24 protein-coding genes are annotated in these 21,601 nt (G+C 65.4%); 14 read left to right on the forward strand and 10 right to left on the reverse strand.

Going from position 1 to position 21,601, the window contains the following annotated elements; genetic code table 11:
* Positions 1-156: 156 nt before the first annotated feature.
* Positions 157-1,092, forward strand: a complete 936-nt coding sequence (locus D9V34_RS15840; RefSeq protein WP_121689439.1) for a nucleoside hydrolase — start codon at positions 157-159, stop codon at positions 1,090-1,092.
* 61 nt (positions 1,093-1,153) lie between these two features.
* On the opposite strand, the gene D9V34_RS15845 is transcribed toward D9V34_RS15840, so the two are convergent.
* Positions 1,154-2,152, reverse strand: coding sequence for a LacI family DNA-binding transcriptional regulator (locus D9V34_RS15845; RefSeq protein ID WP_121689440.1), 999 nt, complete (start codon positions 2,150-2,152; stop codon positions 1,154-1,156).
* A 241-nt stretch (positions 2,153-2,393) separates the two neighbouring features.
* On the opposite strand from D9V34_RS15845, the gene uriT reads away from it, so the two are divergent.
* Both uriT and D9V34_RS15855 read left to right on the forward strand, forming a co-directional pair.
* A complete protein-coding gene (uriT, locus tag D9V34_RS15850; protein ID WP_121689593.1) occupies positions 2,394-3,821 on the forward strand; it encodes a uridine transporter UriT in 1,428 nt (475 codons plus the stop codon).
* A gap of 33 nt (positions 3,822-3,854) precedes the next feature.
* Positions 3,855-4,820 carry a PfkB family carbohydrate kinase gene (locus D9V34_RS15855; protein WP_121689441.1) on the forward strand — a complete coding sequence of 322 codons (966 nt, stop codon included), beginning with the start codon at positions 3,855-3,857 and terminating at the stop codon, positions 4,818-4,820.
* 126 nt (positions 4,821-4,946) lie between these two features.
* On the opposite strand, the gene D9V34_RS15860 is transcribed toward D9V34_RS15855, so the two are convergent.
* The 6 genes from D9V34_RS15860 to D9V34_RS15880 form a co-directional block, all read right to left on the reverse strand.
* Positions 4,947-5,249 carry a Dabb family protein gene (locus D9V34_RS15860; protein ID WP_121689442.1) on the reverse strand — a complete coding sequence of 101 codons (303 nt, stop codon included), beginning with the start codon at positions 5,247-5,249 and terminating at the stop codon, positions 4,947-4,949.
* Positions 5,250-5,310: 61 nt separating this feature from the next.
* Positions 5,311-5,571 carry a glutaredoxin family protein gene (locus D9V34_RS15865; protein WP_030149183.1) on the reverse strand — a complete coding sequence of 87 codons (261 nt, stop codon included), beginning with the start codon at positions 5,569-5,571 and terminating at the stop codon, positions 5,311-5,313.
* 100 nt (positions 5,572-5,671) lie between these two features.
* On the reverse strand, positions 5,672-6,634 hold the full coding sequence (locus tag D9V34_RS17670; RefSeq protein WP_147441716.1) for a hypothetical protein: 963 nt from the start codon (positions 6,632-6,634) through the stop codon (positions 5,672-5,674).
* Positions 6,631-7,122, reverse strand: coding sequence for a DUF6932 family protein (locus D9V34_RS15870; protein WP_121689443.1), 492 nt, complete (start codon positions 7,120-7,122; stop codon positions 6,631-6,633). The genes D9V34_RS17670 and D9V34_RS15870 overlap by 4 nt, the downstream gene beginning before the upstream one ends.
* A 270-nt stretch (positions 7,123-7,392) precedes the next feature.
* Positions 7,393-7,491 (reverse strand): 30S ribosomal protein bS22, encoded by a 99-nt coding sequence (locus D9V34_RS15875; protein ID WP_005504750.1) that lies wholly within the window; start codon positions 7,489-7,491, stop codon positions 7,393-7,395.
* 112 nt (positions 7,492-7,603) lie between these two features.
* Entirely contained in the window at positions 7,604-8,056 is a 453-nt protein-coding gene (locus D9V34_RS15880; RefSeq protein ID WP_121689444.1) for an ArsR/SmtB family transcription factor, read from the reverse strand.
* A gap of 97 nt (positions 8,057-8,153) precedes the next feature.
* Between D9V34_RS15880 and D9V34_RS15885 the strand changes: the two genes are divergently transcribed.
* The 3 genes from D9V34_RS15885 (at position 8,154) to D9V34_RS15895 (ending at position 11,524) form a co-directional block, all read left to right on the forward strand.
* Positions 8,154-9,572, forward strand: a complete 1,419-nt coding sequence (locus D9V34_RS15885) for a TrkH family potassium uptake protein (RefSeq protein WP_370581415.1) — start codon at positions 8,154-8,156, stop codon at positions 9,570-9,572.
* Between the two features lie 24 nt (positions 9,573-9,596).
* Positions 9,597-10,268, forward strand: coding sequence for a potassium channel family protein (locus D9V34_RS15890; protein ID WP_030149180.1), 672 nt, complete (start codon positions 9,597-9,599; stop codon positions 10,266-10,268).
* Positions 10,269-10,357: 89 nt separating this feature from the next.
* Positions 10,358-11,524, forward strand: a complete 1,167-nt coding sequence (locus D9V34_RS15895; protein ID WP_121689446.1) for a MalY/PatB family protein — start codon at positions 10,358-10,360, stop codon at positions 11,522-11,524.
* Here D9V34_RS15895 and D9V34_RS17675 read toward each other — a convergent pair.
* The gene (locus D9V34_RS17675; protein ID WP_147441717.1) at positions 11,499-11,777 is read right to left on the reverse strand and encodes a hypothetical protein; all 279 of its coding nucleotides are present in this window, start codon (positions 11,775-11,777) and stop codon (positions 11,499-11,501) included. The genes D9V34_RS15895 and D9V34_RS17675 overlap by 26 nt on opposite strands.
* A 176-nt stretch (positions 11,778-11,953) precedes the next feature.
* Positions 11,954-13,267, reverse strand: coding sequence for an O-acetylhomoserine aminocarboxypropyltransferase/cysteine synthase family protein (locus tag D9V34_RS15900; RefSeq protein WP_121689447.1), 1,314 nt, complete (start codon positions 13,265-13,267; stop codon positions 11,954-11,956).
* 252 nt (positions 13,268-13,519) lie between these two features.
* Here D9V34_RS15900 and D9V34_RS15905 point away from each other — a divergent pair, with 252 nt between their 5' ends.
* The 4 genes from D9V34_RS15905 to D9V34_RS15920 all read left to right on the forward strand — a co-directional run bounded on the left by D9V34_RS15905 (position 13,520) and on the right by D9V34_RS15920 (position 16,694).
* Entirely contained in the window at positions 13,520-14,560 is a 1,041-nt protein-coding gene (locus D9V34_RS15905) for a putative FMN-dependent luciferase-like monooxygenase (protein ID WP_121689448.1), read from the forward strand.
* Between the two features lie 49 nt (positions 14,561-14,609).
* A complete protein-coding gene (locus D9V34_RS15910) occupies positions 14,610-15,362 on the forward strand; it encodes a CMD domain protein (protein ID WP_121689449.1) in 753 nt (250 codons plus the stop codon).
* Positions 15,359-15,979, forward strand: coding sequence for an alkylhydroperoxidase domain protein (locus D9V34_RS15915; RefSeq protein WP_121689450.1), 621 nt, complete (start codon positions 15,359-15,361; stop codon positions 15,977-15,979). Before D9V34_RS15910 ends, D9V34_RS15915 begins: the two co-directional genes overlap by 4 nt.
* Positions 15,980-16,193: 214 nt before the next feature.
* A complete protein-coding gene (locus D9V34_RS15920; protein ID WP_121689451.1) occupies positions 16,194-16,694 on the forward strand; it encodes a hypothetical protein in 501 nt (166 codons plus the stop codon).
* Between the two features lie 58 nt (positions 16,695-16,752).
* Here the strand turns inward: D9V34_RS15920 and D9V34_RS15925 are convergent, their stop codons facing one another.
* Positions 16,753-17,208, reverse strand: a complete 456-nt coding sequence (locus D9V34_RS15925) for an SRPBCC family protein (protein ID WP_121689452.1) — start codon at positions 17,206-17,208, stop codon at positions 16,753-16,755.
* A 273-nt stretch (positions 17,209-17,481) separates the two neighbouring features.
* Here D9V34_RS15925 and D9V34_RS15930 point away from each other — a divergent pair, with 273 nt between their 5' ends.
* From D9V34_RS15930 to D9V34_RS15945, 4 genes are all read left to right on the forward strand, one after another.
* Positions 17,482-18,408 (forward strand): methylenetetrahydrofolate reductase, encoded by a 927-nt coding sequence (locus D9V34_RS15930; protein WP_245992057.1) that lies wholly within the window; start codon positions 17,482-17,484, stop codon positions 18,406-18,408.
* Positions 18,405-20,717, forward strand: a complete 2,313-nt coding sequence (gene metE / locus D9V34_RS15935) for a 5-methyltetrahydropteroyltriglutamate--homocysteine S-methyltransferase (RefSeq protein WP_121689454.1) — start codon at positions 18,405-18,407, stop codon at positions 20,715-20,717. Before D9V34_RS15930 ends, metE begins: the two co-directional genes overlap by 4 nt.
* Positions 20,718-20,948: 231 nt before the next feature.
* A complete protein-coding gene (locus D9V34_RS18310; protein WP_121689455.1) occupies positions 20,949-21,155 on the forward strand; it encodes a type II toxin-antitoxin system HicA family toxin in 207 nt (68 codons plus the stop codon).
* 13 nt (positions 21,156-21,168) lie between these two features.
* Positions 21,169-21,552, forward strand: a complete 384-nt coding sequence (locus D9V34_RS15945; RefSeq protein ID WP_121689456.1) for a hypothetical protein — start codon at positions 21,169-21,171, stop codon at positions 21,550-21,552.
* The last annotated feature ends 49 nt before the right edge of the window (positions 21,553-21,601 follow it).

Consider the following 21,601-nt stretch of genomic DNA (forward strand, 5'->3'; position numbering starts at 1 on the left):
GGTGCCCACATCCGTTGAGGTGCGGACACCGGCCGTTTGTCTGCCCCAATCCTGTGTGTGCGCCCACCCATCGAGGCATCGGCTTGACCCGCTTCCAAATTTGTGTAATCGTTTACGCATAGCTTGGCTTCTGGCCCCCGATCAATGGAGAGAAAAATGCCAATTCCGGTCATCCTGGACTGCGACCCCGGCCACGACGATGTGTTCGCGATCTGGCTCGCCGCGGGCAACCCCGCACTCGATCTGAAGGCCATCACGACCGTCAGCGGTAACGGCTACCTCGAGCACACCACCCACAACGCGCGCGTCGCCTGCACCGTCGCCGGCATCACCGGCGTGCCGATCGCCGCCGGCGCGGCCGAGCCGCTTGAGCGCACCCTCACCCCCGGCACCTGGATCCACGGCGAGAACGCCCTCGGTGGCCCCGTACTGCCCGAGGTCACCGTGCCGCTGGATGAGCGCTCGGCCATCGAGCTGATCGCCGACACCGTGCGCGCCTCGGAGGAGAAGATCACCCTGATCCCCACCGGCCCGCTCACCAATATCGCCCACTTTGTGCGCACTTACCCCGAGCTGCTGGAGCGGATCGAGCGGATCGTCTGGATGGGTGGCTCGACCGGCCGCGGCAACTGCGGTGCCGCCTACGCCGAGTTCAACGCCTGGGCCGATCCTGAGGCCGTGGACGTGGTGCTGAAGTCGGGCATCGACTTCACCATGGTGGGTCTGAACATCACCCACCAGGCCCTGATTACCCAGGACGTGCGCAGCCGTATCCGCAACCTCGGCAACGAGACCGGCGTCTTCGGTGCCGAGCTGCTGGAGTTCTTCTGCAACTCCTATAACGATGTCGAGGGCATGCCCGACGGCCCCCTGCACGACCCGGTGGCAGTGGCCCTGGTCATCGATGCGGCCGTGGCCACCACCGTGCACACCCGCGTGGATGTCGAGCTGGTGGGCACCGAAACTGCCGGGGCAACCTGCGTGGACCTGCACGACATGCTGAAGCGCGAGAAGAACGCCCACGTGGCGATCGACCTCGACGTGGACCGGTTCTGGAGCCTGGTCGAGGATGCCGTCGCAACCCTGAAGTAGTCTCAAAAATGGCTGTGGCCCGCGGAATTCCGCGGGCCACAGGCGTAACTATGTACGCGGGTTACGGGCGACTCGTGGACTCGCGCACCACGAGCTGCGGGGCGATCCGGCTGTAGACGGTCGGGGCATCCCGATCCTCGGTGCGCAGCACCAGCGCGCGAATGGCCTCGCGGGCCAGCGCGGCGATCGGCTGCACCACCGAGGTCAGTGGCGGGTCGGTGATCTCGGCCAGCAGGGTGTCATCGAATCCGGTGAGCAGGGTGTCGCGCGGCACCCGCTTGCCCGCCGCGCGCAGCGCCCCGAGCACACCCACCGCGATCAGGTCGTCACCGCAGACGATCGCATCCGGGAGCTCACCCCGGGCCACCAGCGCGGCCCCGGCCTCGAGTCCGTACTCGCGGGAGAAGTTTCCAAAAATGGGCTCGTGCACATCGAGCCCCGCGGATGCCCGGGCGAAGGCCAACCGGCGCTCGCGCCCCACCGAGGTGTTGTCATTGGCGCCGATATAGACGATCGAGCGCACACCCTGCTCGCGCAGATGGGCGATCACCAGGTCGATGCCGCGGTCGTTATCCACCCCGATAAAGTCGCTGGCCAGCCCCTCGACCCGGCGGTCCAGCTGCACCAGCGGGATCCGGGCGGCGGTCTTAATCAGCGCCTCGCTGGAGCCCTGCGCATCCGAGGGCACCACGATCACACCCTCGACCCGGCCACCCAGCAGTAGGTCGAGCCGCCGCGCCTCGCGCTCAATCTCGCCGTGGGAATCGGCGATGATCAGCTCCAGATCCTGCTCCTGTAACTCGGCCTCGACCGCGTGCACCACCTGCGCATAAAACGGGTTACCCACCACGGGGATGATCATGCCGATGGTGCGATTGCTTCCCTCTCGCAACGCGCGGGCGGCCGCATTGACCTGGTATCCGAGGCGTTCGGCGGTGCGCTTGACCAGCGCCTGAGTCTTCCGAGAGACCCGATCCTTGCCCGCCAGGGCGCGGGAGGCGGTCGCGATCGAGACGCCCGCCGCATCGGCCACGTCCTGCAGGCGAACTTCCGCACTCATCCCGGACCCTTTCGCTGGAAATTGGAGAATTCCCAGCCTATCGGCAACCCCCGAAGGAATCCCGCGTTGCCGAAGTGGATGTTGTGGGGTATTCTCTGTGTAAACGATTACGCAAACATGCGGAAAACGAGTCCATTTCGTTCCCCGCGGGGTCGCGCAATCCACACCACAACTCCCCAAACCTCGGGCCCGCACGCGAATCTCGCGTAGGGTCTAACCTCACAACGAAGTGGACTATCCGATGAGCACTCCCCTCACCAGCCGAGGCCCCGCCCTCGCGCCCCGGACCGCGAGCGTCACCGCGCTCATGGTCGCGCTGCTGGCCTCGTGTTTCGCGTTCCAGCTCAACGCCAGCATGCTCAGCCCCGCCCTGGTCACCATCGAGCATGAGCTCGGGGCCACCGGTGCGCAGGTGGCGCTGACCCAGACCGCCTTCTTCACCTCGGCCGCGCTGACCACCCTGTTCCTCCCACGCCTGGGCGACCTGATCGGTCGTCGCAAGGTTCTGGTCTCGATGCTCATCGTGATGGCGCTGGGCTGCGTGATCGCCGCCCTGGCCACCAATATCCCGATGCTGCTGATCGGCCGCGTCATCCAGGGTGCCTCGGGTCCAGTGGTTCCGATGTGCCTGCTGATGCTGCGCTCCCAGGTGACCGAACCCAAGAAGTACGGCACCCTGCTGGGTGTGGTGACCGCCGTCAACGGTGGTATCGCCGGAGTGGACGCGCTGGCCGGAGGCTGGCTGGCCGGCAACTTCGGCTTCGCCTCGATCTTCTGGGTCATGGGTGCCGTCGCCCTGCTCGCCGCGATCTTCGTCCGCTTCATGGCCCCCGAGAGCCTCGGCGGAACCGCCGGCAAGATGGACTGGTGGGGCTCGGCCCTGCTGGTCATCTCGGTGGGTGCCGCGCTGATCATGATCAACGAGATCGGCAACCTGGCCGCCGCTAACTGGGCACTCGTAGCAATCCTCGCCGTAGTGACCGCCGTGTCCTTCTGGCTGTTCTGGCGTCTGGAGAACCGCAGCGCCCACCCGCTGGTGGCCCCCGCTCAGCTCAAGCACCGCTCCACCTGGGCGCTGGCCAGCACCTCGCTGCTGACCCTCGCCGGTGTCTTCGCGGTGATGAACGGCATCCTGCCCGCGCTCGCCCAGGACACCGAGGTCGGCCTCGGGCTCGGTGCCGGCGAGGTGGCCTGGTGGACACTGACCCCCTACGCCCTCGCGGGCCTACTGATGGGCCCGGTTTCGGGTCGCCTGGCCGCGAGCTTCGGCTACCTGCGCATGCTGCGCATCGGACTGAGCCTCACGGTGCTGGGCATCGTGGCGATGGTCTTCACCGTCGGCAGCGACATCCGCGTGATCATCCTGCTGCTCTCGATTGCGATCGGCATCAGCTACGCCGGTATCGGCAACATCATGATCAACGGCCTGGGCGTGGTGCTCTCCCCCAAGGAGGCCCCGGGCTCGCTGCCGGGCCTGAACACCGGTGCGATCAACCTCGGCGCGGGCGTCTCGTTCGCGGTGATCTACGCGGTCCAGACAGCATTCTCCGGCGGCGGAACCGCGGCCGGATACCAGGCGGCCATGGTGGCCGGGGCGATCCTGCTGGTGGGCGCACTGCTCATGTCGAGCCTGATTCCCCGCCCGACCAACGCCGAAATTTCCCGCTAGCCCGCGCTGGCACCCCAACCCCAAGGAATAGTTATGACCCCCGCCCCCGGGACCATTATCGTTGTCGGCTCACTCAACCTGGATCTCTCGGTGCAGACCCCGCGTCTGCCCGGACCCGGCGAGACCGTGACCGGAAACGAGCTGCGCTTCTCCCCCGGGGGCAAGTCATCCAATCAGGCCGCGGCGGCCGCCCTGCTGGGCGGCACCGTGAGCTTGGTCGGCGCGGTGGGCGACGATGAGTTTGCCGACCGGGTGCTCTCCTCGGCGAATGCGTTTGGGGTGGATACCACCCAGGTCGAGCGGATCGCCGCCTGCGCGACCGGTGCCGCCCTGATCGCCGTAGACGCCGAGGGCGAAAACAACATCATCATCGCGCCGGGTGCCAACGCCCAGCTTGCGGCGACCCATGTGGACGCGGTCCCGGATGCCCTGTGGGACGCAGCCTCGGTGCTGACACTAGCTCTGGAGGTTTCCCCGGAAACCGTGCTGGCCGCCGCCCGCCGGGCACGAGCTCACGACGTGCAGGTTGTGCTGAACCCGTCTCCGCTACGCGAGCTGGAGCCCGAGCTGCTGGAGCTGACCGATCTGCTGGTCCTCAACGAGCACGAGTTGGCCGGGCTGATCGGGATCGATCCCGAGGCCCCCATCGCCGGCGCGCACGCGCTTGAGGCGCTGGGTGCGCTGGGGATTTCGCGCTGCGTGATCACCCTGGGACGCGCGGGTGCGCTGGTCCTTGATGCCACCGCGACGGCCGGCGAACAGGTCATGCCGATTCCGGCATATGTCGTGGACGCGGTGGATACCACGGGCTGCGGGGACGCCTTTACCGGTGCGCTGGCCCACGCCCTGGCCGGCGGTGCCACACTGATCGAGGCAACCAGGCTCGGCGCACTGGTCGGTGCGTTTGCGGCACGCGGGGCCGGAGCACAGGTCTCCTACCCGACCGCGGCGGCTCTCGAAGCCTTCGGCGCGGAGGCTCATACGGCACGCGCCGCCTAGCGCGACCCAAATCGGCGATCCGATACTGCTGCCCTCGGCAACGACTCGGCGGTCGCTGGTCTTCGACTCGATACGACATCGGCCCGAACACACTTGGTGTGTTCGGGCCGATGTCGTATCTACGGGTTAGACCGCGAAGTCGATCGAGGCGCGCTCGGTGACGCGGGGCTTGACGTACTCGACCACCTTGAGGTGCTCGGGGTGGACCTGGTAGGCGGCGAGGGCTTCGGCGTCGTCCAGCTCGGATTCGAGGATGATGTCCCAGTTGTTCTCCGGGTACAGGGTGTTAGCGTGCACGCTCAGGGCACGCAGGCCCGGTACAACGCCCACGAGGGCTTCCAGGTTGGTGCGGATACCCTCGGCGTCTGCGGCGCGCGTAGCGGCGTCCTCGGCGGCGAGCTTCCAGGTGACAAAGTGGCGGACGGTCATGATTCTCCTTGAGCCGGGCATCGCGGGGTGCGAAAGCGGAATTTCCCAGCGGATGCCGGGGCTACAGGGCGGCGTCGAGCGCGGCACGCAGTCGCGCCGCGTCCACTCGCCAGTAGGTGTGCTGCTTACCATCAACAAGCAGCACGGGGATTTCTTCCCAGTGTCGGTCGTGGAGCTCGGAATCGTCAAGAATCGAGAGTTCTTCCAACGTAATGTCGGCCCGGTCGGCGTACTCGCCCATCACCTGGGTGACGGTGTCCTTGGCGTCTTCGCACAGGTGGCAGCCGGGTTTTCCAATCAGGGTCAGCGCGATCGAAGTCATGTTTCCACCCTATCTTCGCTGGGAATAAACATCATTCATTTACCAAAAAAGCATGCGCTGCCGACGCTAATCAGGCTCCAAGTAATTAGGCATGACCAACCTAGAACATGGTCACGTTCCCGTCTGTAGCTGGTGTCATTTTCACCAGCCTGTAAATCTTCCGTTCAGTCGGATTCTTGCCGCCCCCTGTCACCGTTAGAACTTCAAAAACGGCTCGCACTGGGCTGTTGGAAGCTGCGGCGGCAGCGACTGATTCGAACAACTCCGGATCAGGCACGGCCGCCTCGAAAGAACTATGTGAGTCCGTCGAAAACCACAATGACTCGCGAGAACGGCGATGTCCGTCGATCACCCCTATCAACTCAGTCTTTGATTCTGTCTCTACCCGCTCAGTGAGAACGGCGAGCAGACGAGCAGCACCTGCCGAAGTCACGCTGACGTCACTAAATCCATCGACCGAGCGTAACTGCCCTTCGATATCCCAATTCTGTGAGCCAATCACCTCTGCAGCTCGACGAAGCGCGATGTGAGCTTTAGCCGGCAACAACGCCGTAAGCCCAGACAAGACGTCGTCTGCCTGCGCTGTCTCGGAAGCCTTTTCAGACCGAGCTAATACTCGTGCAATCATGTCTAGCGAACGAGAATCGGCAGTTGGGGTTCGAGTAACTTGTTCAGACTGAACGCCATTTTCAGCGGGCGCAGGCACCTTCAGTACGAGATGCACAGACCCTGGAGCCGGTGCCAAAATGCGTAGTGTTGACTTTCGCCGCTCACGTCCTAAGGCTTGTTTCGCAACCTCTTTACAAGCATCTGAGATTGCACGAATAAAGTTGGCAAATGGCTCTGCATCTGTTTCGTGGCCAAAGACGGAGCCTCCTTCAAGATGTAGATCAAGCTCAGACTGTGACTTGTTTTTAAGTGAAAAAAGCGCTTTGGTCAACGTCTCGTTATCCTGCGCTAAAGCTTCGAGTGAACGCCTCGCCATACGGCTCGCAAAGTCATCGCTTTCTGCATCTAGCCAGGCTCGCCGGAAGGATTCCACTGCTTCAGGTGCGATAGTCAAAGGACCACCTCCAAATAACCCTTCTTGCGGCCGATGATCTGTTTTCGATCCTGGTCCAGGACCTCTGCCCACAATTCTTTCCAATAGACAGTGTCACCGACATCTCCGCGAAAACACACGAACGCATCTACCAAACCAGACATCGGTTGAACTCTGGGACCAGAAGTATCAGTCAGAAGCTGTTCAAAGCGACCCTGTTCCGACTCGGAAAGCGCGTTAACATCCACAGATTTGACCAGAATCATAACATCTACGTCTGACGGTGCAGCCCAGGTCTTATGAGTAACAAATCCGCCATTGATCCAGAAACGGGCTCCTGGCAACAGGTCGCGGACAAGCGCAATCCAAAGTTTGAAAGCTTCAAATACCCTCTGACGTTCGTCCGGAAAAGGAGCCTCTTTTACGAAGCGGTCCTCGATTTCGCTCAGATCGGTGCGATAGATTCCTGCGGGCAGGTACCACTCTCCATCAGGTATCAGTGGGATCATTTCTGCAGCTCCATGAACGCGAGCATATAGTTTTACGACAGTTTGCCTGAACGAAAACCCGCGATTGCCCCCGGATTGGGGAGATTGCTAGACGCACCAGTCATCCGTCCGCAATACCACAAGAACTACCATCTTGCGTCTATAAGCCACAATCTAATGATGTTTCCAGCAGTATTCGACAGCGAAAGACGACTCCCACATACTCGCTTCATACCGCTTTAACGCCAAAAAGCGCCTTCCCGAAGGAGGGCGCTTACTGGCGCGTTGCGTCTACTTCTTGTTGCGGCGCTGGTGACGAGTCTTACGAAGCAGCTTGCGGTGCTTCTTCTTCGACATACGCTTGCGGCGCTTCTTGATAACAGAACCCATGTAGGACCTCACATAAAGATTGGGCAGAGGACGCGAGAGCCACGGCCAGCTTAAAAATACCTCCGGTTAGTGTACCCGATTCTGGGGCGACGCGCGCACGCGCCGGTTTTCACTAGGAGTCGGAGCCCTTATTTCCGCCGAGTTTCTTGACCACGGCCTGGACCGCGGACTCCACTCGATGGGTTCCGGCGGCTGCCGCCTGACCGATTGCATCGGCCACCTGGCGGGCCTGCGCGGGCAGGCTGGCGGCCAGGGTCAGGACGTCTTCGGTGACGGCTTCGCCGCCGAGCAGCGGCAGCAGCCAGTCCTCGACGTCTTCCAGGGGATCGGGCGAGAGCCGGTAGAACCGGTGCTGTCCCTCTTCACGCACGGTCACCAGGTTGGCCTCGCGCAGCACCTTGAGGTGCTTGGAAACCGTGGGCTGGCTCAGCCCCAGCGCGGTCACGATTTCGGACACGCTGGTGCCCTGCTCACCCGTGCCGATCTCGGCCTGGCTGCGCTGGTGCAGGAGGTTGAGAATATCGCGCCGGGTGGCGTCCGCGATCACGTCGAAAATGTCTGCCATGTCCCCAGGCTACTCAGTCCGGGGACGGGATACCATGACTACCACCCGGCTTTGCATGAATCCGGGTCCGTATTTTTTTGAACGTGGGGAGGAAATCGTGGCGCAACGCCCAACTGTGAGTGGCTTTGGCCGGCTCAAGGAGGCGTGGAATACCGCGATTGGACACTCCCCTTCTCGCTTCGCGATCGGCGTCTTTACGCTGCTGATTTTGCTGTTCACGCTGCTATTTTCGCTGCCGATTGCCTCGGCTTCGGGCACGGTAACCCCGCTTGCGGATGCGCTGTTCACGGCCGTCTCGGTGATCTGTGTCACCGGCTTGTCCACCGTGGATATGTCCACCCACTGGTCGGCCGCCGGAAATGTATTTGTTTATGTCGGAGTGCAGATCGGCGCGGTCGGCGTGTTGACCCTGGCCTCGATCCTGGGCATGATCATCTCCCGCAAGCTCGGTCTGCGAGCCAAGTTGATCGCCGCCGGGGACACCAACCCGATGCGTATGCACCATGGCCCGGTGGCCGAGGGGCAGGCGATCCGGCTGGGTGAAATTGGTAGCCTGCTGCTCACCGTGGCCACCAGCCTGATCGTGATTGAGGGTGCGGTGGCGCTGCTGCTGTTCCCCCGCATGCTGATTGACGGGGTGGATCCGGGCACCGCGGCCTGGCAGAGCTTCTACTATTCGGCGATGGCGTTTACCAATACCGGGTTCACCCCCAATGCGGCGGGGCTGGGCAGCTTCAGTAACGACTACTTCTTCCTCGGCATCCTGGCGGTCGGGGTGTTCCTTGGGGCGCTGGGTTTCCCGGTGATCTTTGCGCTGCGCAAGAACCTCTTCCACCCGCGTAAGCTCCCGCTGCACGCCAAGCTCACCATCGTGACCACGCTGATTCTGGTGGTGGCCGGGGCGATCGTGTTTACGGTCCTGGAATTTGATAACCGGAAAACCCTCGGCGGGATGAACGCGGGTGATACCGCGTTCCAATCGTTTTTCCTGTCGGTGATGACCAGGTCGGGCGGATTCAACGCCATCGAGATCGGGGATCTGAACGGCTCCAGCAAGCTGGTCGCCTCGATGCTGATGTTTATCGGTGGCGGCTCGGCCTCCACCGCCGGCGGCATCAAGGTCACGACCCTGGCGGTGCTGTTCCTGGCAGCCTGGGCCGAAGCCAAGGGAAACCCGGACATGGAGGCCTTCGGCCGCCGGATCCCCCAGGATGTGGTGCGGGTGGCGCTCTCGGTGGTGTTCTGGGGTGCGGCGATCGTGGCGATTGCCACGATCATCCTAATCCAGATGACCAAGGATCCCCTGGAAAACGTGCTCTTTGACGTGGTCTCGGCCTTCGGCACGGTGGGGCTCTCGACCGGCCTAACCGAAACCCTGGACGATCCGGGGAAGTACGTGCTCGCGGTGACCATGCTGCTCGGACGGGTGGGAACGGTGACCCTCGCCGCAGCGGTTGCGGCCTCGACAAGCTCTAAACTCTATAGGCGCCCCGAAGAGCGCCCGATCGTGGGCTAGGGCCCCGAAAGGACAGGTGACACCATGGTTGATCGAATCAAGCACGACGCTCCGGTACTCGTGATCGGTCTCGGCCGGTTTGGGGCCGCGTGTGCCGGGGAGCTGGACCGTCTGGACCGCGAGGTCCTGGCGATCGATACCGACATGGAGCTGGTGCAGAAGTGGTCGGATCGGGTGACGCATACGGTCCAGGCCGACGCCCGCAACATCGAGGCGCTCAAGCAGATCGGCGCGCAGGACTTCTCCATCGCCGTGGTTGCCGTGGGCTCCTCGATCGAGGCGAGTGTACTGATCACCGCAAACCTGGTGGACCTCAAGGTGCCGCAGATCTGGGCGAAGGCCGTCTCGCAGTCGCACGGCAAGATCCTGGCCCGGGTGGGCGCAAACCACGTGATCTATCCCGAGGCCGAGGCCGGGGAGCGCACCGCGCACCTGGTGAGCGGACGGATGCTCGACTTCATTCAGTTCGATGACGACTTTGCGCTGGTCAAGATGTATCCGCCCAAGCCCATCCGCGGGATGAGCCTGGACGAGTCGGGCGTGCGTACCAAGTACAACATCACGGTGGTCGGGGTGAAGTCTCCGGGTAAGCCGTTCACCTATGCGACCGCCAACACCGTGGTATCCAACCACGACCTGGTCATCGTGTCGGGGACCTCGGCGGATATCGAACGCTTCGCGGCGCTGGGTTCCTAGCCGGGCGCACGTCCCCCACATTGCGATGCGTGACGTTGCATGACGTCCGCCCTAGACGCACCGGGGTGACAGCGCGCATCCTGAGATGCATGAACAATCAGCTCTCGAGTGATCCGGTGGCGCAGCTGCGTAGCGCGCGCTCCTCGATCAAGTGGACCCGTTATCCGGCCGACGTCCTCCCGCTGTTTGTTGCCGAGATGGACTACCCCGTGGCCGCTCCGATCACCGCGGAGCTGATTGCCCGGGTCGGAGCCTCGGACCTCGGTTACGTGGATGGTCCGGGTCCACTGACCGCCGCGTTCTCACGTTTTTCCACCGAGCGGTGGGGCTGGACCCCGGATCCCGAGCGGGTGCGGATCGCCACCGATGTGAGTGTGGGCATCGTCGAGACCCTGCGCTACGGCCTGCGCGCCGAGGCGAACGTGGTCATCACGCCGCCGGTGTATCCACCCTTCTATGAGCTGGTCGAGGAGGCCGGGCACCAGCGCGTTGAGGTGCCCCTGATCGAAACCGACGGTACCTGGACCCTGGATCTGACAGGCCTGGAGGCGGCATTTGCCGCCGGTGCCGACGCCTTCCTGCTGTGCAATCCACACAACCCGATCGGGATCGTGCACACCCGCGATGAGCTGTCAGCCATTGCCGCCCTGGCCGCCCGCTACGGCGTGCTGGTCATCAGCGACGAGGTGCATGGCCCGCTGGCCCATCCGGAACACCCGTTCACGCCGTTCCTGGCGGTGGCCGGGGAACACGGGGCCTCGGCGGTCACCGTGACCTCGGGTTCGAAGGGCTGGAACCTCGCCGGGGCCAAGTGTGCGCTGGTGATTGCCGGCGACGCGATCACCACAGAGGTGGTGGATCGTTTCCCCGAGGAGGTGGCCTGTCGGGCCAGCATCCTGGGTGTGCACGCCAACACCGTCGCCTTCTCGTGTACCGACTGGTTGGACGACACCGTCACCAAGATCGTCGAGAACGACCGCCTGCTCGCCTCACTCTTTGCCGAACACCTCCCCGCCGCCACCTATGTCCGCCCGCACTCCAGCTATCTCGGCTGGCTTGATCTGCGGCCGCTGGGACTGGGGGACGACCCCGCCGCCTTCCTGATCACCCACGCCCGTGTCGCGCTCAACGCCGGGCACACCTACGGGGATTCGGGCCGTGGCTTCGCCCGGATCAACCTGGCCTGCGATCCCGATGTGCTGCGCGCCGCCGTGGAGCGCATCGCCGCAGCTACCGCCCTGGTGGTGGCCGCCTAGTCCCGCTTTCCTCTCGGAAATCCTCGGGCAGACTATGGGCCCGATCGTTGGCAATAATCTCGCCTGAGCGTTCCTGCGCGGCCGGTGCCCAGCCGTACGCGTCCGTGACTGCGGCGTCGGCAAACGGACGCAGCGCCCCGCGAGCGCTACGTCGGGTGCGGCGACGCGTGATGACCCGGATGGTCACAACCAGCAGCGCGCCTCCCACCAGCGCGCAGAGAGCAAAGCTCATCCACTCCGACAGTACGTCCATGCGGTTCCCCTCCCCCGGGTGCCAGGTACGCCTCACACGCGGAGGCTTCCCCACCCAGGGTAGCCGGGCACGGCGGGCGACACAGCCCGTGCGGCGAGATCGCCTCCGCAGCGGTTCGAGATCCGTCGCGCACCGAGGCCCCGCGGGACTCTGACCGCGGGGCCTGCTTGCTCGGCCTAGTACCCGGCGGCGCTCACCGCGTCGAGGGCGTGGCCGAGGTCGGCGATGATGTCCCCGGCGCTCTCGATCCCGATCGAGAGGCGCACCAGACCCGGGGTGATGCCCACGGCCAGGCGCTCCTCCTCGGTGAGCTTGGCGTGGATCGTGGAGCCCAGGTGGATCGCCAGCGAGCGCACATCGCCGATGTGGGTCATCGGGGTTACCAGGTCCAGGGCGTCGATGAAGACGCGGGCGGCATCGCGGCCCCCGGCGAGGTCAAACGAGACGATCGATCCGGCCCCCTGCGGCAGGTACTTTCGGGTCAGCGGATAGTACGGGCTGCTCTCCAGGCCCGGATAGTGGATCTGCCGCAGCGCCGGATGCCCCTCAAACTCGCGGGCCACGGCGAGCGCGTTGTCCACGTGCCGTTCCATCCGCAGCGAGAGGGTTTCGATGCCCTGCAGCAGCAGGAAGGTCGAGGTGGGCGGCACGGTGGGTCCATATTCGAGGATCGTGACCGTACGCAGGAACCCCAGGTACGCTCCGGCTCCGAAGCGCTCCACGGCCGAACCGACGCCGGGGCGCGGCGAGGTGGTGAGGTGCGGGAAGCGGTCGGCGTTCGCGGCCCAGTCAAACGTCCCGCCGTCGATGACCGCACCGCCGATCACCGAGCCGTGTCCGGCCAGCCATTTCGAGGTGGAGTGGATCACGATGTCGGCACCCCATTCGATCGGTCGACAGAGATAGGGGGTCGCCACCGTGGAGTCCACCACCAGCGGAACACCGGTGGCATGGGCGATGTCGGCGAGCGCCGCGATGTCCACCACGTCCCCCAGCGGGTTGGGGATGGTCTCGGTGTAAATGGCCCGGGTGCGCTCGGTGACCTTCGAGTGCCACACCTCGGCCGGAGCATCGGCGGGGACGTATTCAACGCTGAGACCCTGCCGGGCCAGCGATGTGCGGAACATCTCGCGGGTGCCCTCATAGAGGTTGGTTGTGGCCAGGATGTGGTCGCCGGTCTGGGCAAGCGCAAACAGGGTCACCGCGATGGCCGCCTGCCCGCTGCCCACCAGGACAGCATCAACCCCGCCCTCGAGGTCGGCAATGCGCTTGGCCGCGACGATATTGGTCGGGTTGTCATTACGGGAGTACGCCCGGCGGCTGGATGCCCCGGCGAAGCGCTCCTCCCCATCATCAAAACTGGAAAAGCGGTACCCCGCGGTCTGATAGATCGGGGTCACCCGGGCGGTGGTTTCGGCATCGTTGATCTCACCGGCGTGAATCTGCCGGGTCTCAAAGCCATAGGACGGGGAACCTGTGTGCGCTGACATGGGGCCACGCTACTCGCGGGATCCCTCCCGAGTCACCCCCTGGGTAACACACGGCAATCTTCTCTTCCCGGCCCTGTCACACGCGTTCATCTGCCGACGCATAAGGACACGATTGCCGGATGCGGGATTCCACGCTCCTAGGCTGACACCGCAGCCTGTGACCCACACCCGATCCGCATTCGGGTGCGGCATCCCGGGTGCTCCCGCCGCAGCGATGCCCGGGAGTTCGATTTACAACGCAAGGGGAGACACATGTCAACGATTCGAGGTGAGAAGAAACTCGGCTTCTTTACCCGGGTACTGGATCAGGTGGGCTCCGGGGACAGGCTTCGCCTCGCACTCGAACAGATTGTGCACGCCGAATCCTTCGGTTACGACTCCGCCTGGGTCGCCCAGCACCACTTCAACCCGCATGAGGGCGGACTGCCCAGCCCGTTTGTGTTCCTGTCCCATGTGGCCGCCCACACCCAGCGCATCCGGCTGGGCACCGGCATCGTGACCCTCCCGTTGGAAAACGCGGTTAGGGTTGCCGAGGATGCCGCCGTCTTTGACCTGCTCTCGGGTGGACGTCTGGAACTCGGTGTCGGCAGCGGCGGAACCCCCAGCGCGTTTGCCACGTTTGGGCGCAACCCCGCCGACCGCTCGCGCGACTTCGCCGCGGGCCTGCGGGTGCTGCGTCAGGCGCTCGCCGGGGAACCGTTGGGCCGCAATCGCAACCGGCTCTCCCCGCCCGCACCCCGGCTGGCCGAGGCGATCTGGCAGGCGACGTTCTCCCCCACTGGCGGCACCCGTGCCGGACGCGCGGGCGACGGCCTACTGCTCTCGCGCACCCAGCAGCGCTCCCCGCGCACCCCGAACCTGACCCTCGCCGAGATCCAGGACCCCATCGTGGATGCCTACCTGGAGGCCCTGCCTGCCGGAGTCTCCCCCCGCATCTCTGGGGCCCGCACCGTGTTTGTGGCCGATGATCGCCGCACCGCCCTGCGCTTTGCCGAGGCCGGGCTGCGGCGGGCGGCGGCGCAGTTCCGGGCGGCCGGTCAGATCGTGCTGGGTGACACCCTGCCCGAGCTGATCGCCGAGTTTGACGTGCACCTGGGAACCCCGGAGGAGGTCACCGCCTCACTCTCGGCCGACCCGGTCCTCGAACGCGCCACCGATTTGGTGTTCCAGGTGCACTCGGTGGATCCCCCGCACGAGTACATCCTGCGCTCGATCGAGCTGATCGCTACCCAGGTGGCCCCCGCCCTCGGCTGGGCACCGGCGATCGGCAGCCCGGCGCCCGCGCTGTCCTAGATCGTTTCACCCCCGCTTCGCCTCAGCTTCGCCTCGAAAGGAATTCAGCATGACCCAGGATCTGATTGATCACCTGGTCGGGATCACCCCCGGCTCCCCGGTGGACCTCGTCCGCTCGCGCCGCCCCGAAGCCCGCGCCAACGCGCAGGCCAGCTATGACGCGCTGCTGGAACCGGCCGAGCCCGGCGCGGTGTCCGCGGTGGATCGGTATGCGCTCGCCGCATTTGTCACGGCGATCAGCGCCGAACCCGCCACCGCCGGGTTCTACCGCGAGTACCTGAGTGAACTGGACACCCATGTGGGTGCGCGGATCGAGTCGCTGGCCGCCGCGGCCGCCGCCTCCGGTCCGTTTGGGCACTACCCTTCGGCTGCGCTGGCATCTGAGAACACCGAGGGACTGCGCTTCGAGGTCCCCGAGGCTGATCGCGCGGCCCTTGGCGCACCGCTGGCCGCGGCGCTGGAACACGCTCACCTACTGGTGTTCCGTCCCCGGGAGGCGAGCGCCGCCGCGCTACAGAAGCTGCTGGATGCGGGCTGGGATGAAACCTCGATCGTGGTGATCTCGCAGCTGATCGCGTTCCTGAGCTTCCAGCTGCGCCTGGTCGCGGGCCTGCGCCTGCTGGCTCAGGACCCGGCCACGACCGGCATCATCACCGACCACACCCACGCCGAGACTACCGGCGGGGACACCGAGCACACCCACCCCGAGACCACCGGCGGGGACACCGAGCACACCCACCCCGAGACCACCGGCGGGGACACCGAGCACACCCACCCCGAGACCGTAGGAGCACACGCATGAGCGAGACCACACCGGGACGGGTCCTGGACTACCCCGAGCTGCGAGCCCCCGAGGTCTTTACCCGCGACGGGCTGGGCTGGGTGCCGTGGATCGCCCCGATCCCCGAGGATGAGCTGACCGCCGAGCACCTCACCGCGCTGGTGGACAAGAACCGCGCGAAGCTGCCCTACTTCCGTCTGCTGGTCCGCGATCCCGAGGCGCTGCGTGCCCGCACCGCGACCGACAATGACATCTTCTACAACACGGACGCGGGCCTGCCCCGAGCCGACCGGGAGCTGTCCGCGGTGGCCGCCTCGCGCAGCAACGGCTGCCTGTTCTGCGCCTCGGTGCACGCACGCTTCGCGACCCAGCAGTCGGGCCGCGCCGAAGACATCGACCGTATCCTCGCCGACGGCATCGACTCCGCTCAGGATGAGCGCTGGAGCGCCATCATCGACGCCTCGGTGGCGCTGACCGCTACCCCGGTCGCCCTGTCCCAGGACCACCTCGATGCGCTGCGCGCAGCGGGCCTCGACGACCTAGAAATCGCCGATGCCCTGCACGGTGCCGCCTTCTTCAACTGGGCGAACCGCCTGATGCTCTCCCTGGGCGAGCCGGAGCTCCCGGCCGCCCGCTAGTCCACACGCACAGGCGTGGGGTCCGGTTTCGGGCCCCGCGCTTTGTGTGTGCTCAGCGGACCGATCGTGCACGGGCCGATCCCGGTTTGCCCTGAAGCATCGGATGTCAGCATCGGCCACCGATTCGCACGATGCGCGCCATCTCGGGTGAGAGGCCCGGAGAATTGCGGGTGCCGCGGCTAGTCTAAATCCCTGAGTTCAGACGCTAGGGGAGATGATGACCAGGAGATTCGGGTTCGTTTTATCCGTCACGGGTGTGTTCCTCCTGGCCTCGCTACTCACCGGATGCACCAGCCCTTCCAACCAGCTCACGCTGACCTACGGCCCCGACAATACGATGGTGACGCTCTCCCCTAGCAACATCCGGTGCTCAGATAGCGAGATCAGAGGGTCCTCCGTCGGGGGAAAGCCCACCGGCGGATTCAGCCTCGGGATCAAAAATGAGGAGCGCCCTACCCGTGGGATGGTCACGGTGACAGGCTCGGACCTGATGGTCTTCACAACGGATACCGCCATCGACTTGCCGTCGTCCGAGAATTCGACAAGCTTCACGGATCTCAGCGGAACGATTACGGTTTCTCCGACCAATACCGACGAGCGCCCGCCAACCGACCTGGACAACATCGTCGTGGGCGACGGGGAAGAATTCACCGCGACCCTCAGCGGTACGCTCACGTGTGATCCCGCTCGAGACAGTCGCACAACAGGTCGCTAATACAAACGCACAAGCGCGGGGTCCGGTTTCGGGCCCCGCGCTCTTGTGTGTCCCGCGACTACGCCTGGCCGGGCAGCAGGTCGTCGAGGAAGCCCTGCCAGCCGGCCAGCGCGGCCGCCTGCTGATCGGGGGCGAAACCGGGGGTTTCCTGGCTGAAGTGGATCAGGGTGCCGTCGACGCCGTCCTCGTTGGCCGGAGCGAGGGTGACCACCACGGCGGCACGCTGGGGCTCTGCCGGGTTGTCGGTCAGGGTGAAGACGAAGCGCTCGTTGGGCACAATCTCCAGGAAGTCGCCCGCCCAGTTGATCGTGTTTCCATCCGGCAACACCATCGTGGCCTTCCAGGTGCCCTCGATCTCGGGAGCGAAGTCGAGCTGGTCGAGGGGCACCTCGATCGTGTTCCCACCGAACCAGCGGGCGAAGTGCTGCGGGGTGGTCCACGCCTCAAAAACCTCGGCGGGACTTGCCTCAAAGAACCGATCGATCTCGATGCCGTCGGCGGTAATTCCGGTCATGATGCCTCCTGGGTTGAGTGCGCGGGACGGGGCTCGCAAGGCCGTGCAGCGGTGCGAGAATCCCACCCGTTAAATGCACCACGAACGAGCCTCCGAGTCAACCACCAACGTCCACCGAAACATGCCGTAACACCAGGAAGAAACCTGCCGTAATACTCGCCGGTTTGCCCCTTCCACGTTGTTAGTCTCGGGTCACGGCATCGCCAGACGATGCCCGGAGCGAGCACCGAGCCCGGTATCCGCCCCACCGATATTTTCCCCAAGGAGATAGGTGTGGCTACTACCTTTTCATTTGAGCTTTACCCGCCCCGATCGGCCGCCGCTGCCGATGCGCTCGAGGTGTCCCTCGCGCACCTGGTGGCATCCGGACCCGAGTTCATCTCGGTGACCTACGGAGCCGGCGGCACCACCACCGACCGCTCCCTACGAGTCCTCCAACAGCTGCGCGCGGGCGGGGTCGACGCGATGGCACACCTCACCTGCGTGGGCTCCTCCTACGCCGAGGCCTCGGCGATGATCCACGAGTTTCTCGACGCCGGGATCACAAAGTTTCTGGCGCTGCGCGGCGATCCTCCGGCGGGCGCGAAGGAGGGCGAGGACTTCCTCGGCGACCTCGGGTCCGCCGGCGAGCTGGTGCAGCTGATCCACCGCATCCGCGCCGAAAAGGCCCAGTTCGTCCAGCCTCCGCTGGCCGGATTCCCGCGGGGCACCCGGCTCGCGCCGCAGCCCAAGGTCACCATCGCCGTGGCCGCGTTCCCCAACGGTCACCCGCGCTCGCGCTCGGTCTCGCAGGATCTCGACACCCTGCTGGCCAAGGAGGCGGCCGGGGCGAACCTGGCCATCACCCAGCTGTTTTTTGATCCCGAGGACTATCTGCGCTTTGTGGATCAGGCCCGGGCCGCGGGCATCACGATGCGTATCCTCCCGGGGATCATGCCCGTGCTCAGCGCCGAACGGCTGCACCGCATCGTGCAGCTCACCGGAGAAAAGCTTCCCACCGAACTGCTGCGAAAGCTCGAAGCGGCGGGATCCCCCGAGGCGCAGTTCGAGGTGGGCGTGGACCATGCCAGCAGCCTCAGCCGCGCCCTCCTGAACGGCGGCGCCAGCGGCCTTCACCTCTATACCTTCAACCAACACCCGGCCGTCCTGCGCATCCTGCGCGAGACCGGTCTCTACGTCCCCGTAAAGGAATACGCATGACCCACACACCGTTCCCCACCGGCACCATCCTCGGCTATCCGCGGATCGGTCCGCGCCGTGAGCTCAAGCGCGCGGTCGAGGCCTTCTGGGCCGGCAAGACCTCCGCCGAGGAGCTGGAGACCACCGCCCGCGAGCTGCGCGCCGGTACCCGCGAGCGCCTGGCCGCACTCGGCCTGGGCCGCGAGGACTCCTCGATCCCCGAGGCCTTCAGCTACTACGACCAGGTGCTGGACGCCGCCGTCACCGTGGGCGCGATCCCCACCCGCTTCGAGCGTCTCGTTGCCGAAGATGGCACCGTAGACCTCGCCGGCTACTTCACCATCGCCCGCGGTGAGGGCGCCGATGTGCCCGCCGAGATGACCAAGTGGTTCGATTCGAACTATCACTACCTGGTGCCCGAAATCGGCCCCGACACCACCTTCCACCTGGCCTCGCGTCGCCTGGTTAACGAGGTCATCGAAGCCCGCGAGCAGGGCTTTGTCACCCGCCCGGTGATCGTCGGCCCGGTCACCCTGCTGGCCCTCGCCAAGCCCGCCGTGGACGCCCCCGCCGGCTTCACCCCGATCTCGCGCCTCGACGACCTGCTGCCCGTCTACGCCGAACTGCTGGCCGCCCTGCACGCCGCCGGTGCCGAATGGGTGCAGCTGGATGAGCCGGCCCTGGTGAGCGAGAGCATCGAGGTGCCCCGCGCCGAGCTGCTGGCGGCCGCCACCCGCGCCTTCGAGGTGCTGGGAGGCGAGAGCGAACGTCCGCAGATCTTCGTAGCAGCCCCCTATAACGACCTCGGCGACGCCCTGCCGGTGCTGCTGAACAGCCCGGTTGAGGCGATCGGTGTGGACCTGGTCCGCGGCGCAGTGCCCACCGGTTTCGAAACCTCAAAGACCCTCGTCGGCGGCGTGATCGACGGTCACAACATCTGGCGCGGCGACCTCGCCGGTGCCTGGGAGACCCTGGAGAGCCTGCGCGCCCTGAGCCCCAACGTTGCCGTCTCCAGCTCGACCAGCCTGTTCCACGTCCCGCAGGATGTGACAGTGGAAACCAAGCTCGACCCGCGCCTGGTCTCCTGGCTGGCCTTCGCCGACCAGAAGGTGGGACAGATCGCCCTGCTCGCCACCGCCCTGACCGAGGGTCCCGTTGCGATCTCGGCCGAGCTGGCCGAGGCCACCGCCGCCCTCGCTGACCGCCACTCGGCGCCCGGCGTGCGCGACGGTGCCGTGCGTGAGCGCGCGGCCGCGCTGACCGACGCCGACTTCACCCGCGGCGACTACACCGAGCGCCTGAGCGCCCAGGATGCGGCGCTCGGCCTGCCCCCGCTGCCGACCACCACGATCGGTTCGTTCCCGCAGACCGGCGATATCCGCCGCGAGCGCGCCCGCTTCGCCCGTGGGGAAATCACCGAGGCCGAGTACCGCGGCGCGATGGAGGATGAGATCCGCCGCGTGGTTGACCTGCAGGAGGAGATCGGCCTGGACGTGCTGGTACACGGCGAGCCCGAGCGCAACGACATGGTCCAGTACTTCGCCGAGAACCTCGACGGTTTTGCCGTGACCGAGCTCGGCTGGGTGCAGAGCTACGGCAGCCGCTGTACGCGTCCGTCGCTGCTGTGGGGCGACGTGTCGCGTCCGGCACCGATCACCGTGGACTGGTCCACCTTCACCCAGTCCCTCACTGCCAAGCCGGTCAAGGGCATGCTGACCGGTCCGGTCACGATCCTCGCCTGGAGCTTTGTCCGCGATGACCAGCCGCTGGCCGACACCGCCAATCAGGTGGCCCTGGCCCTGCGCGACGAGATCGCCGACCTGGAGGCCGCCGGCATCGGCATCATCCAGGTGGATGAGCCCGCGCTGCGCGAGCTGCTGCCGCTCAAGCTCGCCGACCAGCCCTCCTACCTCGACTGGTCAGTGGGATCCTTCCGCCTGGCCACCTCGGGCGTGGCCAAGGAAACCCAGATCCACACCCACCTCTGCTACTCGGAGTTTGGCGTGGTGATCGACGCGATCAACCGACTGGACGCCGACGTGACCTCGATCGAGGCCGCCCGCTCCAAGATGGAGGTTGTGCCGGACATCGAGCGCTCGGGCTTTGGCCGCGGCATCGGACCGGGCGTCTACGACATCCACTCGCCGCGCGTTCCCAGCGTGGACGAGGTCACCGAGCTGCTGCAGACCGCGCTGGGCTCGATCCCGCAGCGCCAGGTCTGGGTCAACCCGGACTGCGGCCTGAAGACCCGCGGCTATGACGAAACCGTGGACTCGCTGCGCAACATCCTGGCGGCAACCCGCACCGTGCGCGAGACGCTGAGCGCCTAGCCCACACCCAAGCGGCGGGGTCGGAGAGCATTCTCCGGCCCCGCCGCCGCGTTGTAGGCGAGTGCATGGACGCGCATCCGCCGCCATGCTTCGGAGTGGAAACCTAGTGTGAGGCCGATGACGCTTCACACAGACCCGAAACACGGGGATCGGAAGCCTTTCCGAACACACAGGAATTACACACACTATCCCCCCCTTGTGACCCCACACAAGGGGACATAGCGTACGATCATGGTAAGAGCGGTCAAGCAACGAGAACTCGAGCGATTTCTCGCGTCCAGAAAATGGACCCTACTGCGCACAAAGGGCGGACATAACGTGTGGGGCTCCCCGAACGGAACCGATTCGGTGGCGATCCCCACCCACGGGATAGTCTCCCCGGGAGTCGTGCGCCAGGTCATGAAAAAGCTGCCGGACACTCCCTCAAGTTGGAAATAGGAAGAAATCCACAATGGCACATGAGTACAAAGCGACCGCCCGGCGTGAAGGCAAGTGGTGGATCATTACGGTTCCTGAGATCGATGCGGTCACACAGGCTCGTCACGTCCGAGAAATTCAGACAATGGCGGATGGCGTCGTGACGGCGATGCTTGATCTCGACGAGGGCGAGGCCACCGTCACCGTTAGCATCGAGATGCCCGCGAACGCCAAGGAAGCCTGGGAAGAAGCGGCACGCCTCCAGGCTCAGAGCGAACAGAGCAGTCAGCGAGCCGCCGCGCTGCGGCGCGAGGCCGTCCGGAATCTGCTGACCGAAGCGCAGCTCTCTCAGAGCGACGCCGGTGCCCTGCTCGGGCTCTCCTACCAGCGGGTGCAGCAGCTGGCGAAGACGGTCTAGGCAACCGACAGGCCCGGCATCACCCTCCGCCCGTTTTTACCATTGGCGA

The organism is Mycetocola lacteus (assembly GCF_003667575.1).
Classification (GTDB): Bacteria; Actinomycetota; Actinomycetes; order Actinomycetales; family Microbacteriaceae; genus Mycetocola; species Mycetocola lacteus.